Source organism: Bacteroides caecimuris (genome assembly GCF_001688725.2).
Taxonomy (GTDB): Bacteria; Bacteroidota; Bacteroidia; order Bacteroidales; family Bacteroidaceae; genus Bacteroides; species Bacteroides caecimuris.
In genome coordinates, this window is record NZ_CP015401.2 from 4,416,525 (window position 1) to 4,432,534 (window position 16,010).

The 16,010-nt window shown below is 42.9% G+C and carries 15 protein-coding genes; 3 read left to right on the forward strand and 12 right to left on the reverse strand.

Going from position 1 to position 16,010, the window contains the following annotated elements; all coding sequences use genetic code 11:
* Positions 1-9 precede the first annotated feature (9 nt).
* Together A4V03_RS19035 and A4V03_RS19040 are read left to right on the forward strand one after the other, a co-directional pair.
* Complete coding sequence (locus A4V03_RS19035; RefSeq protein WP_065539965.1) at positions 10-2,061, forward strand: tetratricopeptide repeat-containing sensor histidine kinase; 2,052 nt, start codon at positions 10-12, stop codon at positions 2,059-2,061.
* On the forward strand, positions 2,058-2,837 hold the full coding sequence (locus tag A4V03_RS19040; protein WP_065539966.1) for a LytR/AlgR family response regulator transcription factor: 780 nt from the start codon (positions 2,058-2,060) through the stop codon (positions 2,835-2,837). Before A4V03_RS19035 ends, A4V03_RS19040 begins: the two co-directional genes overlap by 4 nt.
* A gap of 90 nt (positions 2,838-2,927) precedes the next feature.
* On the opposite strand, the gene A4V03_RS19045 is transcribed toward A4V03_RS19040, so the two are convergent.
* Both A4V03_RS19045 and polA read right to left on the reverse strand, forming a co-directional pair.
* Positions 2,928-3,323, reverse strand: a complete 396-nt coding sequence (locus tag A4V03_RS19045) for a DUF3836 domain-containing protein (protein ID WP_065539967.1) — start codon at positions 3,321-3,323, stop codon at positions 2,928-2,930.
* 390 nt (positions 3,324-3,713) lie between these two features.
* A complete protein-coding gene (gene polA / locus A4V03_RS19055; protein WP_065539969.1) occupies positions 3,714-6,563 on the reverse strand; it encodes a DNA polymerase I in 2,850 nt (949 codons plus the stop codon).
* Between the two features lie 88 nt (positions 6,564-6,651).
* Between polA and A4V03_RS19060 the strand changes: the two genes are divergently transcribed.
* On the forward strand, positions 6,652-7,626 hold the full coding sequence (locus tag A4V03_RS19060) for a polyprenyl synthetase family protein (RefSeq protein WP_065539970.1): 975 nt from the start codon (positions 6,652-6,654) through the stop codon (positions 7,624-7,626).
* A 70-nt stretch (positions 7,627-7,696) separates the two neighbouring features.
* On the opposite strand, the gene deoC is transcribed toward A4V03_RS19060, so the two are convergent.
* The 10 genes from deoC to A4V03_RS21470 form a co-directional block, all read right to left on the reverse strand.
* A complete protein-coding gene (gene deoC / locus A4V03_RS19065; RefSeq protein ID WP_065539971.1) occupies positions 7,697-8,599 on the reverse strand; it encodes a deoxyribose-phosphate aldolase in 903 nt (300 codons plus the stop codon).
* On the reverse strand, positions 8,586-8,924 hold the full coding sequence (locus A4V03_RS19070) for a nucleotide pyrophosphohydrolase (RefSeq protein ID WP_065539972.1): 339 nt from the start codon (positions 8,922-8,924) through the stop codon (positions 8,586-8,588). The genes deoC and A4V03_RS19070 overlap by 14 nt, the downstream gene beginning before the upstream one ends.
* Before the next feature lie 25 nt (positions 8,925-8,949).
* Positions 8,950-9,402: a D-aminoacyl-tRNA deacylase gene (gene dtd, locus A4V03_RS19075; protein WP_065539973.1), complete on the reverse strand. Its 453-nt coding sequence runs from the start codon at positions 9,400-9,402 to the stop codon at positions 8,950-8,952.
* 245 nt (positions 9,403-9,647) lie between these two features.
* A complete protein-coding gene (gene uvrC, locus A4V03_RS19085; RefSeq protein ID WP_065539975.1) occupies positions 9,648-11,492 on the reverse strand; it encodes an excinuclease ABC subunit UvrC in 1,845 nt (614 codons plus the stop codon).
* A 75-nt stretch (positions 11,493-11,567) separates the two neighbouring features.
* Complete coding sequence (locus A4V03_RS19090) at positions 11,568-12,098, reverse strand: adenine phosphoribosyltransferase (RefSeq protein WP_089280774.1); 531 nt, start codon at positions 12,096-12,098, stop codon at positions 11,568-11,570.
* A gap of 50 nt (positions 12,099-12,148) precedes the next feature.
* Positions 12,149-14,035: a tRNA uridine-5-carboxymethylaminomethyl(34) synthesis enzyme MnmG gene (gene mnmG, locus A4V03_RS19095; RefSeq protein ID WP_065539977.1), complete on the reverse strand. Its 1,887-nt coding sequence runs from the start codon at positions 14,033-14,035 to the stop codon at positions 12,149-12,151.
* Between the two features lie 735 nt (positions 14,036-14,770).
* On the reverse strand, positions 14,771-14,962 hold the full coding sequence (locus tag A4V03_RS19100) for a DUF3791 domain-containing protein (protein ID WP_236588599.1): 192 nt from the start codon (positions 14,960-14,962) through the stop codon (positions 14,771-14,773).
* Positions 14,963-14,975: 13 nt separating this feature from the next.
* Complete coding sequence (locus A4V03_RS19105) at positions 14,976-15,476, reverse strand: DUF3990 domain-containing protein (RefSeq protein WP_065539979.1); 501 nt, start codon at positions 15,474-15,476, stop codon at positions 14,976-14,978.
* Positions 15,473-15,688, reverse strand: coding sequence for a DUF3791 domain-containing protein (locus tag A4V03_RS19110; RefSeq protein WP_065539980.1), 216 nt, complete (start codon positions 15,686-15,688; stop codon positions 15,473-15,475). The genes A4V03_RS19105 and A4V03_RS19110 overlap by 4 nt, the downstream gene beginning before the upstream one ends.
* 128 nt (positions 15,689-15,816) lie before the next feature.
* Positions 15,817-15,945, reverse strand: a complete 129-nt coding sequence (locus tag A4V03_RS21470) for a hypothetical protein (protein WP_257469856.1) — start codon at positions 15,943-15,945, stop codon at positions 15,817-15,819.
* Between the last annotated feature and the right edge of the window lie 65 nt (positions 15,946-16,010).

A 16,010-nucleotide genomic window follows, 5' to 3' on the forward strand; every position in this document is an offset into this window, starting at 1 on the left:
AGGGGACTGATGAATCGGAAGGCTGCTATGAAACTATTTGGACTGTTGGGGTTGTTGATGTTGTTGAGTTGCGGATATGCTGATAGACACCGCAATAACTCTTCGTGCGAACAGGTGTTGGTTGATTCTCTAGCAGTTCGTGTGCAGGATTCTTTGTTTGCCAATGTGCATTATTCCCGCTCACAGGTGCTCGACGCACTGACACAGGTGAAAGATTCCCAGGTCTATTATCGTCTGCTTGCCCTTTATGGGAAAACATTCTTTGTCTCTTCCGATTTTGATTCTATACTCTATTACAACCGCCGGGTAAAGGAATTTTCCCGCAATGCTTCCCAATCTCCTGAATCTCTCCAATCTCCACAATGGAATGATGTATTATCCGATGTTTATAATGTCGAAGGCAACGTGTGGATGCAACTGAACCGCCCTGATTCTGCAATTACCGACTATAAGAAAGCCTACGAATATCGCCTCAAAGGAAAGAAACTGCACCTGCTCCCGGATATTTGTATCAATATTGCTGATGCCTACCTGCATTGCAGTGACTTGGCACACACTGCTTCGTATTATCGTCATGCCCTGTTTCTCTGTGATTCGCTAAACTTGTCCGAGCATGCGAAATTCCCTGTCTACTATGGATTAGGGCAAACCTACATGGAATTGCGGGATTTCGATTTATCCAATCATTACTATGAATTGGCCGGGCAGTATTTCAATGAAATGAACGTGGGCGAACGATGGACTTATCTCAATAATCGTGGTAATCATTATTATTACCGGAAAGACTATCAGGAAGCCTTGAAGTATATGCGCAGGGCCAATGTGCTCGTCTCTTCTTATCCGCAGATGGTGTTTGAACAGAATTTTATCAAAGTAAACCTGGGAGAACTGTATCTGCTGACTGACAAACTGGACTCTGCACAAGCCTGTCTGGACGAGAGTTATCGGTTCTTCTCCGGTATACAGCATAACTCGGCTGTACATTACATCGAAACCCAGATGATTGAACTGGCATTGAAGAAAGGAAATATAGTTCAAGCGGAAACAATGATCGCCCGAACTGCTCCTGTCGGGCATCTTGATGCTAATATGCTGACTATACGCAATCAGTATCTACAACATTATTTTGAACAGATTGGTGATTACCGCCATGCCTATGAGTATCTGAAACGCGATCGTCATCTGGATGATTCCATTCGTAGCGAACGAGTACAAATGCGTGTTGCCGAATTGGATATGCGCTATCGGCAAGATACAATCGTGCTTCGTAAAGAAATGCAGATTCAGCGACAGGCAGGAGAGATGAGGGTGCTCAAATTGAGTGTATTTATCGGGGGGCTTATCTGCGTGCTGCTTGTGGCGGGAGTAGTGGTGCTTGTCTGGTATATGCGTAAAAAGAGGGAGTTTCTTCGTCAACGTTTCTTCCAGCAAATCAACCGGGTTCGCATGGAGAACTTGCGGAGCCGTATTTCCCCTCATTTCACTTTTAATGTATTGGGACGTGAAATCAACCAGTTTAACGGCTCGGAAGAGGTAAAACATAATCTGATGGAGTTGGTGAAGTATCTTCGTCGGAGCCTCGAACTGACCGAGAAGTTGAGTGTATCCTTGCAAGATGAACTGGATTTCGTGCGTACATACATCGAATTGGAGCGCGGGCGTGTGGGGGAAGATTTTGTTGCGACAGTCACAGTGGAGGACGGATTGGATGCGACCCGCATCATGATTCCTTCTATGATTGTACAAATCCCGGTAGAAAATGCGATTAAGCATGGACTGGCGGGAAAGGACGGAAAAAAGGAACTAAGTGTATATGTTTCCCGTGAAACAAATGGGATTCGTATGACGATTACTGACAACGGACGCGGATATCTTCCGCAAATGGCTTCCGCCACACGGGGGACTGGCACAGGGCTGAAAGTGCTTTATCAGACCATCCAATTACTGAATACAAAGAATAAAAATGACACAATACATTTTGATATAACCAACAGAAGCGATGGACAAACCGGCACGCAAGTGTCGGTATATATCCCGTTTCGTTTTTCTTATGATTTATGATGGAGACAGAAGAAAAGTATAAGGTAGTCATTGTTGACGATGAACGTGCAGCGATTGATGTTTTGCGCCGCGAGTTGGAGCCCTATCGTGAATTTGAAGTAAAAGGAACTGCAGGGAATGGTGCAAAGGGTAAAAAGATGATTATGGAGTTGCACCCGGATTTATTGTTTCTCGATGTGGAGCTTCCGGATACATTGGGGCTTAACCTGCTAAGTGAAATTAGAGAGGATATTTTGTGGGATATGAAGGTGGTGTTTTATACCTCTTATGATAAATACTTGCTTCAGGCATTGCGTGAGTCGGCTTTTGACTTCCTGTTGAAGCCTTTTGAAGCGGAAGACCTGAAAGTGATTATGGAGCGTTACCGGAAGGCAATGTCCTCTGCTTCGCTTCCTCTTTTGCCCTCTTTTGCTTCTTCTATCAGTGCATCAATGCCACAACAAGTCATGTTTATGATTAACACAGTGACGGGGTTCAAGCTTTTACGTCTGGAAGAAATCGGCTTTTTTGAGTATCTGAAAGACAAACGTCAATGGCAGGTAGTCTTGTTTAATCAGACTCGCCTGAGTTTGAAGCGGAATACAAAAGCAGAAGATATTATTAGTTATTCACAAGCTTTTGTACAGATTAGCCAATCGGCTATTGTAAATATCGATTATTTGGCAATGATTGATGGTAAGTGTTGTCAGCTTTATCCGCCTTTTCACGATAAAAACGATCTGGTGATTTCTCGAAGCTATCTGAAAGAACTGCAAGAGCGTTTCTTTGTTTTGTAATGTAGACCTTATAAATTGCAATACGCCACTTCTTCAGCAGAAGCGGCGTATCTTTTTTTGTTAGAATATTAGAATGAGAGAGAGTTTATATTACATATTTGTATTATCCATTGTAACGGTCATTTCGGGTACTAGTACGTAGGCTTGTTTTTTAGCGTTCCATTTATAATAATTGGTAGTAACGGTCTTGCCTTCATACGTATAGTTGATGCGTAGGTCTTTTTCCCATTCGTCCTTGCTGCTGTTCCACTTTAAGGCTTCGCTTTCAATCATACGTTTATTGTCATCGTACTTATAGTTGTACTTCATGTAGTTGGCAAGTATGTTTCCGTCCATTTTGTAAACGGTTTGTCCTACTGTCATGCCATTCTCTTCGATTGGATTATAAATCAATTGATTGTCGTAGCTACGTGCAGAAGTAGCAAGCGATACAACAAGAAGAGCAGCAGTTAAAACGAACATTTTTAAAGATTTTTTTGCTTTCATGGCTATTTAAATTTTTGAGTTATACTTTCATTTGTCTATCAAACGCATCGGTTTTTCGTTGCAAATCTACATATTAATTTGGTATTTATGCATTCTAGAAGATAAAAGATTATCAAAATGTCAAGATGTGGGGTGGGGAATGGGTTGCTTTTTGCCAAGATTGGTGACAAAAAAATATCCGGCAGTCAATCTGCCGGATATAGAATGAATCACTTCGTCGAAAAAGGATTCCTTTTTCTAGCTTTCTGGATAATGAGTTAAATAATGTTATTACCTATACTTGCTTCTATTTTGTAAGCAGAAACCCTGGATAAGATAGGGGCTCCATGCGCAATTAGTATCTAAAAGATAGCAATTCCTTATTGAAGTGGCCTTTATTCACTTGATGGTTTAATGTGCTTCAAGCCAGTTTATGCCCCATCCGCAATCTGCTCTCAAGGGGACGTGCATGCGGTATGCTTTCTCCATTTCTTCGATGACAATTTCTTCTACACGCTCTTTTTCATTGACAGGAACGCTGAAATTTAATTCGTCATGCACTTGCAGGATCATTTTGGCTTGTATTCCTTCGGTCTGGAACCGTTGATAGATACGTGCCATTGCTACTTTTATAATATCTGCCGCACTTCCCTGGATAGGGGCGTTGATGGCATTTCGTTCCGCATATCCGCGTACAACGGCATTGCGGGAGTTGATGTCCGGCAAGAAGCGTTTCCGGTGGAAAATTGTTTCTACATAACCTTTTTCCTGGGCCACCTGAATACTTTTGTCCATATAGGCTTTCACTCCCGGATAAGTTTCAAAGTAACCGTCGATCAATTCTTTGGCTTCTTTGCGGTCTACATTCATTCGTTCGGCAAGACCAAATACGGATATGCCATAGATGATACCGAAATTGGCAGTCTTGGCTTTACGGCGCATGTCGGAACTTACATCTTTCAGATCAATTTTATATATTTTGGCAGCGGTGGCAGCATGAATATCGTGATTGCTAAGGAAAGCGTCGATCATATTCTTATCCTCGCTAAGGTGCGCCATAATACGCAATTCGATCTGCGAATAGTCGGCAGAGAAGAAGAGGCAGCCTTCATCGGGGATGAATGCTTTACGGATTTCTTTTCCATTCTCGTCGCGGATAGGGATATTCTGTAAGTTCGGGTTACTTGAACTAAGGCGTCCCGTAGCGGTTACAGTCTGGTTGAAAGAGGTATGCACCCTTCCTGTGCGTGGGTTGATAAGTAGGGGAAGCGCGTCGATATACGTGCCCAATAGCTTTTTCAGTCCGCGGTGTTCCAGAATCTTTTCTACCACAGGATGTTTATGCCGGAGGCTTTCGAGTACTTCTTCCGAGGTGACATACTGCCCGGTCTTGGTCTTTTTTGCTTTTTCTATAATCTTCAGCTTGTCAAACAAGACTTCACCGACTTGTTTGGGTGAAGCGATATTGAAGGTCTCACCAGCCAGTTCGTAAATCTCTTTTTCGATTTGCTCCATCTGGGCGGTGAAATGAGCGGATGATTGTTTCAGTGCTTCCGTATCCAGCAATACTCCGTTCCGTTCGATATGGACCAATACCGGAACAAGCGGCATTTCTATATCATAGAATAAACGTTCGGCGTCATTCTCTTTCAGTTCTTTCTCCAATGCGTTTTTCAGTTTCAGAGTGACGTCCGCATCTTCGCAAGCGTACAGATATACATCTTTCGGGTCGAGGTCGCGCATGTTCTTTTGATTCTTTCCTTTGGGACCTATCAGTTCGTCAATATGGATAGTCTGATAATGCAGATAAATTTCTGCCAGATAATCCATGCCATGACGAAGCTCCGGTTGAAGAACATAGTGGGCGATCATCGTATCGAAAAGCGGACCTTTTACTACTGCACCATAATTTTGAAGAACGATCATATCGTACTTGATATTCTGTCCGACTTTTAACGAATTCTCATTTTCGAAGACTGGGCAGAACTCCTTTACGATTTTTAACGCTTCGTCCCGATCTGATGGAACAGGAACATAAAATGCTTCATTTTCGGCAATGGAAAAACTCATTCCGACCAATTCGGCGTCCATTGGTTCGGTCCCGGTGGTTTCCGTATCTAACGAGAGAATTCCCGATGTAAGTAACTTTTGAATAATTTCTCTTCTTTTCTTTTCTGTATCAATGAGTTGATAGTTGCGTGGCTGCGATTCTAACGTCTCTAGATTTGATTTTTTTGCTTCACTCGGATCATTGGGCGTGAAATTCGCAAACAAATCGCCTTGTATTCCACCTCCTTCTTCGGGAAAAAGTGGAAGAGGAGAGGGGGCGCTTTTTCCGGTGGCGACTTTGCTTCCGGGAGTGGAGGTTATTCTATTTCCGGAAACCTCTTTTTTTAGTATCCGGTCGATGAGCGTCCTAAATTCCAGTTCTTCGAAAATACTGCGGAGTGAATCTTCGTCTGCTTCTTCGCGGACAAGAGAATCCATTTCAAGTTGAATGGGCACATCGATTTTAATCGTGGCGAGGAATTTCGAGAAAGTAATCATTTCCCGGTTCGTTTCCACTTTTGTTTTCAGTGCTCCTTTCAGTTGGTCGGTATGTTCTAATAAGTTCTCGATGCTTCCGAATTCGGAAATCAGTTTTTGGGCTGTCTTTTCTCCCACTCCGGGACATCCGGGGATATTATCCGAAGAGTCGCCCATCAGCCCGAGCATGTCAATCACTTGTGCCGGAGACTGAATGTCAAACTTGGCTTTCACTTCCTCAACACCCATCACTTCGAAACCTCCTGTGTGCTTGGGACGGTACATAAATACCTTGTCGCTTACCAACTGCCCGTAATCTTTGTCGGGAGTCATCATATAGGTGGTGATACCCTGACGACCGGCTTCGGTGGCAAGTGTGCCTATTACATCGTCGGCTTCGTAGCCTGCAACTTCCAGAATAGGGATGCGGTAAGCACGAATAATATCCTTTATAATAGGTACGGAAAGGCGGATCGCTTCCGGAGTTTCTTCACGCTGCGCTTTATATTGTTCGAAAGCTTCGTGGCGGAAGGTAGGTCCTGCAGGATCGAAAGCTACTCCTATATGAGTGGGATTCTCTTTTTTCAGCACTTCTTCGAGGGTGTTTACAAAACCCAGAATAGCTGAAGTGTTGAATCCTTTGGAATTGATTCTTGGGTTCTTAATAAAGGCATAATACGCCCGGTATATCAGTGCATAAGCGTCTAAAAGAAATAATTTATTACTTGAATCCATAGATTTAATTAATTTTTCATGGTAAAAGTACAAAAAAATACGGTATTCAGCGTTTTATTATTACTTTTGTGCTCAAATTGTGTAATTAATGGACAGCATCTCACTCATCAGAACTCCGATTGAAGCAGAACTGAGAGACTTCAAGGCACTTTTTGATAGTTCTCTTTCCAGTTCAAATGCATTGCTCGATAGCGTTGTATCTCACATACGGCAGAGGAATGGCAAGATGATGCGTCCTGTTCTTGTTTTGTTGGTAGCACGTCTTTATGGGGCTATATGTCCTTCCACTCTTCATGCGGCTGTTTCATTGGAACTCCTTCATACAGCCAGTTTGGTACATGACGATGTCGTGGATGAAAGTACCGAACGCCGTGGACAACTCTCAGTAAATGCTATCTTTAATAATAAAGTAGCCGTGCTGACGGGCGACTATCTGCTGGCAACCAGTCTGGTGCATGCCGAACTGACGAACAGCCACCGCATTATTCAACTGGTGTCCACTCTTGGGCAGGATCTTGCTGACGGTGAGTTGCTTCAGCTTTCGAATGTAAGTAATCATAGCTTTTCTGAGGAGGTTTACTTTGATGTAATCCGTAAGAAGACCGCTGCTCTTTTTGCCGCCTGTACGAAAGCTGCCGCTTTTTCGGTAGGTGTAGGGGAGGGAGAAGCCGAACTGGCTCGTTTGTTGGGCGAATATATTGGTATCTGCTTCCAGATAAAAGATGATATTTTCGATTACTTTGATAATAGAGAGATTGGCAAACCGACAGGTAATGATATGCTTGAAGGTAAACTGACATTGCCCGCTTTGTATGTATTGAACACGACAAAAAATGATGAGGCGCAAGAATTGGCAATCAAGGTAAAGGAGGGTACAGCTACTCCCGATGAAATTGCCCGTTTGATCTCGTTTATCAAAGAAAACGGGGGTATTGAATATGCCGTTCAGACGATGAATGTCTATAAGCAAAAGGCTTTTGATTTACTGGCTTCTTTGCCGGAATCTGATATTTGTGTAGCTCTTCGGGCTTACTTGGATTACGTGGTAGACCGCGAAAAATAACCGCGTCGATTCCCGTGATACGGGAGTCGCGCGGTAAGGCGTATTTGATTGCTAATATAGCCTTTAACTTTTAGAAGAACTTGATTTCCTCACCTTTGATATCGGAAAGGAGGAGGTTGGCTAAACGGCTGGTTCCCAAGCGGAACAGTTGGTTGTCAAGCCATTCTTCACCTAATACTTCTTTTACAATAGTGTAGTAAATAATCGCATCGTTAACGGTGTTGATACCACCTGCCGGTTTGAATCCAATCTTGTTTCCTGTCTTCTGATAGTATTCTTTGATAGCTTCACACATCACATAAGCGGCTTCCGGCGTGGCGGCAGGCTGCTGCTTTCCGGTAGACGTCTTGATGAAGTCTGCGCCCGAATACATGGATAGGATAGAGGCTTTCTTGATGTTGGAAGCACTCTTTAATGCGCCTGTTTCGAGGATTACTTTGAGGTGGCGTTCCTTGCAAACTTCTTTTAGTTCTTGTATTTCTTCGCACATTCCTTCGTAGTCTCCGCTAAGGAACTTGCCGATGGAAATCACAATATCTATTTCGTCTGCACCGTCTGCAATGGCAAGTGCTGTTTCTGCCACTTTCACTTCAATGAATGTTTGTGAAGAGGGAAAACCTCCTGATACACAGGCGATATTGACTCCGTCTACTTCCAGCGTGTTTTTAACGATGGCTGCAAAGTTGGGGTACACGCAGATGGCTGCTACGTTTTTCAGATCAGGATATTCGTCGTCAAACTGATTGACTTTTTCAGTAAAGTGCATCACGCTTTCGTCGCTGTCCGTACTGTTCAGGGTGGTTAGATCAATGCAGTTGAACAGGAATTTCTTAACGTCTTCCGTGTTGTTCTCCGGCACTTTTTTCTCAATCAATTCAGCTACGTGAGCTTGAATATCTGCATCGCTCAGATTGGTATTATACTTTGCCAATGCGGCTTTGTACTTGTTGGGCTGTGAGTTATTCTCTTCCATGATCTTTCAGTTTTGGATTGTTGATATGTCTTTTATTATCTCGTTTCGTTTTTTTCTCTATGCTTTTCCGGAAGGCATCGGTGATGTCTACTCCCGTCTGGTTGGCGATGCAGAGAAGCACCCATAAGACGTCTGCTATCTCTTCATCTATGTTGTCTTTTTCTCCTTCCTTAAAGGATTGATCGCCATATTTGCGGGCCATGACACGCGCCAGTTCTCCTACTTCTTCCGTCAGGACTGCCATATTGGTCAACTCGCTGAAGTAGCGGACACCGTATGTTTTCACCCATTGGTCCACTTGTTTCTGTGCTTCTTCCAGAGTCATTTTTTTAGTGATTAGTATGGAATATCTATTCTTTGTTTTTGGTATCCATGCATATAGTAACAGGACCGTCGTTTAAAAGTTCAACTTTCATGTCTGCTCCGAAGGTTCCTGTGCCTATTTCTTTTCCCAGTGCATCGCTTAAATCTTTGCAGAATTGCTCGTAGAGTGGGATAGAGACATCCGGTTTGGCAGCTTTGATGTAGGAAGGGCGATTCCCCTTTCTGGTAGAAGCGTGTAGCGTGAACTGGCTGATAACTAAAATTTCGCCTCCATCTTCTAAAATAGACTTGTTCATCACCCCATTTTCATCGTCGAAGATACGTAGATTTACTATCTTTTTGCAGAGCCAGTCGATGTCTTCCTGTCCGTCTGATTCTTCGATGCCAACTAATATCAGCATCCCTTTTCCGATGGACGATTTGCAGTGTCCTTCAATGGTTACTGACGCATGGCTTACCCGTTGTATGACTATTCGCATTGTTATTTATTCTATTTCGTGGTTAGGAAAGGCAAATTTACAAAATTCGGAAGAGAAAACGTTGTATTGGCGGGAAAATATTATAGGGTTTTCCCGAAAGCTTTAATGGTTTATTATTTAGGCGCAGTTTACACAGATTGCACGGAATTCACGATTAAATTAGTAAAAGCCGCGTTATCCGTGCAATCTGTGTAAACTGCGCCTAAAAATGATAGAAAGATAACTGGCTCCACTCCGCCGGCTTCTTATTCATTTTTTGATGATTCATTGCTTAATCCCTCTTTTACGGTCTTGGCTTTCGCTTCTCCGATGATAGCGGCAATCTCCTCCAAAGAGGCTTCTTTTATTCGTTTTACGCTCTTAAACTCTTTCAAAAGTGCAGTTTTTGTCTTTTCTCCGATCCCTTTGATGCTATCCAGTGCGGACGCAACTTGTCGTTTGCTGCGTTTATCACGATGGAAACTGATGGCAAAACGGTGCACCTCATCCTGAATCTGCGTCAGCAGACGGAACAACGGACTATGCTGCTTGATGCCGATAGTCTGTGGCGGAAATCCGAAAAGCAGTTCTGATGTGCGGTGGCGATTGTCTTTCGCCAATCCTGCAATGGGAATATTAAGGTTCAGTTCGTCTTCAATAACCTCTCTGACAACTTCCATTTGCCCTTTCCCACCATCAGTGATAATAAGGTCGGGCAGTGGAGAGCTTTCTTCAATAGCGCGTTGATAACGCCTTCTGACAACCTCTTTCATGGAAGCGTAGTCATCAGGCCCTACAACCGTCTTTATATTGTATTTCCGGTAATCTTTCTTCGATGGTTTCGCCTTTTTGAATACAACGCATGCCGCTACCGCATCCGCCCCCTGTATGTTTGAGTTATCGAAACATTCAATCTGCAAAGGCGGTTTTTCTAAGTGTAGTTCCTGTTGTATCTCCTTCATCAGGCGCATACTTCTCTGCTCAGGATTCAGTTTTTCCGCCTGCTTCAGCCGGTCGGCCTTGTATTGCTTCACGTTTAAGATGGATAGTTCCAGCAACTTCTTCTTATCTCCCCGCTGTGGAACGGTGAATACGATATTATTTAACTCCAAATTGAGTTCAAAAGGCACTATGATCTCTCTGGATTGGCTTTTGTAGCGTTCCCGCATTTCAATAATACCAAGCGTCAAAAGCTCCTCTTTTGATTCGTTCAGCTTCTTTTTATATTCGAACGTGAAAGCCTGATTGATGGCACCGTTTGTGATATGCAGATAATTGACGAAAGCCGAATTAGCCTCGTCCTCTTCGATAGCGAACACGTCGATATTATGTAATACAGAACTTACCACCTCGGATTTCGAACGGTAATTCTCTATCAGAAGATATTTCTCTTTCACTTTCTGCGCCTCTTCAAACTTCATCTCGGCTGCCAACGCCTGCATCTTTTCCAGTAGTATACGACTGATATCTTGCGTATTCCCTTTCAGGATTTCTTTGATTTCATCGATGTTTTTAAGATAATCTTCGTGTGATTGCAACCCGATACAGGGACCAGCGCAGTTCTTGATGTGATATTCCAGACATACGTTGAACTTCCCCGCCCGTATATTCTCCGGACTCAGGTTCAGATTGCAAGTGCGTAAAGGATACAGATGCTTTATCAAATCCAGTACCGCATACATAGACGGGGTATGACTATACGGTCCATAATAAGAAGAACCGTTTTTGATAATCTTTCTAGTTCGGAAAATCCGGGGGAAATACTCGTTTTGTACACAGATAGAAGGATATGTCTTGTCGTCCTTCAGCAGGACATTGTAACGTGGCTTATACTTCTTTATTAGATTATTCTCCAGCAGCAATGCGTCTTCTTCCGTATTGACTACGATATAGCGTATATCGGCAATCTTGCTGACAAGCACTCGCGTCTTTCCCGGTTCGTGCTCCTTGCTGAAATAGGAGTAGACTCTTTTCTTTAGATTTTTCGCCTTTCCAACGTATATAATCGTCCCTTCCGTATTCAGGTATTGGTAGATGCCTGGCTTCTCCGGGAGGTTGGCTACGATTCCTTTTAAATATTCATTGGTTCTGCTTTCCATTTCTGCATTCATGATCGTTAGTGCTGAGGGATATCTAAAATAAAAAAGGCGTAGTTCAACTACGCCTTGCAAATATAATCAAATCCTTTATAAAGACAATACGGATTCTACTTCTACATCATCTCCGAATACAGATTTACCATTCAGGTCTTTCAATTCGATGATGAAGTTTACATATACCTTTTTGGGTTTCAGCTTCTTTACCAGTTCGCAGGCTGCTTTCATGGTGCCGCCTGTTGCCAGTAAGTCATCGTGTAGGAGGATTACGTCGTTTTCATCCAATGCGTCTTTATGAATTTGCACAGTGTCTTTCCCGTATTCCTTGTCATAGCTTTCTTCAAGCGTTTCGGCAGGAAGTTTGCCGGGTTTCCGGATAGGGATGAAACCTGCATTCAGCCGGGTAGCCAGGATAGGTCCCATGATGAAGCCTCTTGATTCTATACCTACCACTTTGGTGATGCCTTTATCTTTATACATTTCATACATGATGTTCGATAATTCCTGTAGGCACCATGGGTCTTTGAATAAAGTGGTAACATCATAGAACAGGATTCCGGGAATAGGAAAATTTGGTATTTCCCGAATGCTTTTAATTAGCGTTTCTTTGCTCATAATCATTGGTTTATATCGTTTATTTAAATGCTTTGTTTCACGTGAAACGTTGGCGGTTATCGTCCGGAAAGCACCAGTAATACGTTGATGTCACTTGGCGATACTCCCGGGATTCTGCTCGCTTGGGCAATCGTTTCCGGATCTATCTTTGTCAGCTTTTGCCGGGCTTCGGTCGATAAAGATTGGATGGAAGCATAATCAAATTTGCCTTTAATCTTGATGCTTTCCAGTCTTGCCAGTTTCTCTGCTATCATTCGTTCTCTGTCGATATATCCTTGATATTTGATTAGAATTTCGGCAGCTTCGAGAATCTCTTCTTTACGCTTTTGGTTGGATTCAGTCGCTTTATCCAGTTCGCGTTGAAATGCCGGCACATATTTCGAGATATTTTCAATTGTCACTTGCGGGCGATTCAGGATTTCTATCAGTTTGCATCCTTGGCGTAGGGGAGTCGTCCCTATCTTCTCGAGGGCATCATTAATTAATGCCGGTTTCATCGAATAACTGTGTGCGAAAGAAACAATTTGTTCCACTGCTTCCTTTTTTCCTTTCATTAATTGGTAGCGGTCTTCCTTTGCCAATCCGAGTTTATAGGCTCGTTCGGTCAGGCGCATATCGGCATCGTCCATGCGTAGCAAGATACGATATTCTGCGCGTGAAGTAAACATCCGGTAAGGCTCGTCGACTCCTTTAGTTACCAGGTCGTCGATTAATACGCCGATATATGCTTCATCACGTGCCAGTGTGAAGGCTTCGCCACCGTGGCAATTGATATGCGCATTGATTCCGGCTATCAATCCTTGTCCGCCTGCTTCTTCGTATCCGGTAGTACCGTTTACCTGTCCGGCAAAGAATAAATTCCCGATAATCTTCGATTCCAACGTATGCTTTAACTGCGTCGGGTCGAAATAGTCATATTCAATCGCATATCCCGGACGATAGATAACCATATCCTTGAAAGCCGGTATTTTCTTTAAAGCGGCAATTTGTATGTCCATCGGAAGCGAGGAAGAGAATCCGTTGAGATACAACTCCTGTGTAGTTTCGCCTTCCGGTTCGAGGAACAATTGATGCTGTGTCTTGTCGGGGAAAGTTACAATCTTCGTTTCAATGCTTGGACAATAACGTGGCCCGATACTTTGAATTTGTCCGTTGAATAGGGGAGAATCCGGCAGTCCGTCACGTAGAATCTGATGTACCTCTTCATTAGTATAGCATGTCCAGCATTGCAGTTGCTTCAAGTGGCGTACACTGGTATCCATGAAAGAGAATTTGTGAAAGTCACATTCACCGTCCTGCGTTTCCATCTGATCGAAATGAACGCTGCGCGCATCGATTCGTACCGGGGTTCCGGTTTTCATCCTTCCGTAAGTGATGCCGTGGCGGGCGATGGATTCGGTTAATTTGTAAGAAGCCGGTTCTGCCATTCTTCCGCCCGGCAACTGGTGGCGTCCTATGTGCATCAGTCCGTTGAGGAAAGTTCCTGCGGTGAGGACAACACATTTTGCCTTGAAGGTGACACCCCATGCGGTAACCAGTCCGGTCACTGTGCCGTCTTCAACAAGAAGCTCGCATACGGTATCCTGCCAGATATGAAGGTTGGGCGTATTTTCCAGTCTCTCCCGCCAAGACCAGATAAACTTTGCGCGGTCGCATTGGGCACGGGGGCTCCACATGGCGGGACCTTTCGAGCGATTCAGTATTCGGAACTGGATCGCTGTTTCGTCTGTCACCAATCCCATCTGTCCGCCCAGCGCATCTATTTCACGTACAATTTGTCCTTTGGCGATTCCACCCACGGCAGGGTTGCAGCTCATCTGTCCAATCTTGTTCATGTCCATCGTAATGAGACAAGTCTTGGAACCTAAATTTGCAGCAGCGGCTGCTGCTTCGCAACCGGCATGTCCGGCACCAATTACAATTACGTCGTACTTAAAATCCATTCCTATCTTATTTATTATCAAACGCTGCAAAGTTACGGAAAAGTTGCGAGACTTGTATCTTCAACCTGTTTTTGCTTCTGAAAATCCGGGGAGGAATCCGGCTTGACTGAAAAAACGCCGTAGTTTTGGGTTAGAAATATGCAGATTGTTCGAAAATAGGGTGCTTATTGGTTTTTGTGATTGCATGTTTTGGGATAGAATGGTAATAGATTGTGTTTTAAGTACCCTGTTTTGCTTTCTTTTTGTTAGTTGTGTGCTTGCTCGATTATGAGTGCAACTAGAAAGTAAAAAGGAAAGATTTGTTAAAAGGACGGACTGTTGTGGGGATAAACGTGAGGTTTGCACTCAAAATCTACCCTACGTCTTGACATAAGTCAAGAAAATAAGTCTGAATGTAATTTTTTGTATGATGGCTTTTGTTGTTTTCGCAAACAGCTATACCTTTGCAGTGTAGTTGTGAAACTACTTATATTTTAGGTATTAGAAAAAGGTAATAATTGAAAGGTATTAGTTTATAAAATTAGGGTATTAGATTTAAAGATTAGTTTTTAGGAAAAAGATTGTTTTGATTAGGTATTAGGAAAAAAGATGTTTTCAGGTAAAGAGTAAATGAAAGATGGAGAAAAAGAAGAATCCCATTTATGGGGATTCTTTAAAGGTGGAGCGGAATGATTCGCTCTTTTTTTGTGCCTTTTTGCAGAATCCTGATTTTATTATGATAGGCGTTTATGATTTTCATTCATTATTTTTTGCTTTCCATTCCATCAACAATTCGTCAGCTAGATATTCATCGCTCAAGCAGTGCATGTCACCTATTCCTTCACTTATCAGACGATAGGTATCCGAATCATAGAAGAATCCGAGTGCGTCTTCATACGGTAAATGGAGGTAGTCGGCAAATAACCGGACTATTCGGGCATATTTCATTTGCAGTATGATTTTATCGGCTTTCATGGTCAGTTCCTCCTGTTGTTATTTCCTTGACACTGATAAAATGAAGATGGCGATTTATTATTTCCTGATTCAAGATGCATAATTGATGATTGGGATGCTCAAATGCCAGCCTTCCCAATGCGTCATCTTTGCCCATGGCTCCGGAAAAATAGAGGTCAATGGTATTGAATACCTTGTCATTGGCTATGCCGCCCTCCACTAAATCGAAAAGTCCATCTTGTGTTCCCTTGCGGCATTTTCCTACATAGTCCAGCCATTCTTCATCATAACTTTGAAATATTTTAATCTTAAAGTCTGATAGTTCGTCATCCAACAGGTATTCATTAATATAAGCTTTCTGTTTTCTGAGTAGAAAACGCATGGCGTATTTATGGGCTTGGTCAAACAAAGAAGTCAGATAAAATCCTTTTCCAAAATCCAAATGTTCTCGTGAATGATATACATCCGGTTGTTTGATGACTAATGATGATGCATGATATAGTGTCACGCTAATACCCCTTTCTCTTTCATGTATTGGATAAGATCCTCCACGATGTATTCTTTACTGAATGTATGAAGTACATCATATCCCGGAATCAGATAATCTGTCAGTATTCCGGAAGTACGCAGTAATTCATATATTTTCCCTGCGCTCATTTCCAATGCTTCTGCAAGGCTTCCTACGCAAAAGGTTGTAAAACTCAACGTCTCAAAATTCATATCCGTCAATTGATTGTTATTTGCAAAAATAGTACTAATTCTTCGTAAATCAATCGGTTCTTTTAATTTTTATTCGATTGGTTGTTCATTCTCTTCACATTGAGATAAGTTTCAAACTATCAGTCATTTTACGTGATTCGTTGCATGATATCATTTCCTTCACGTCCTTCACACCCTTCATCGCGTGGATTCTCCGCATCTCTCGACACCTCATAATAACCGATCCCCTTGATATGTACTTCTTTTCCCTCACGCAATCCGTGTCCACTTTACCATTCATGGAGATACGCGGATGCAACATTACTTCCTTCCTCTTCTGAAG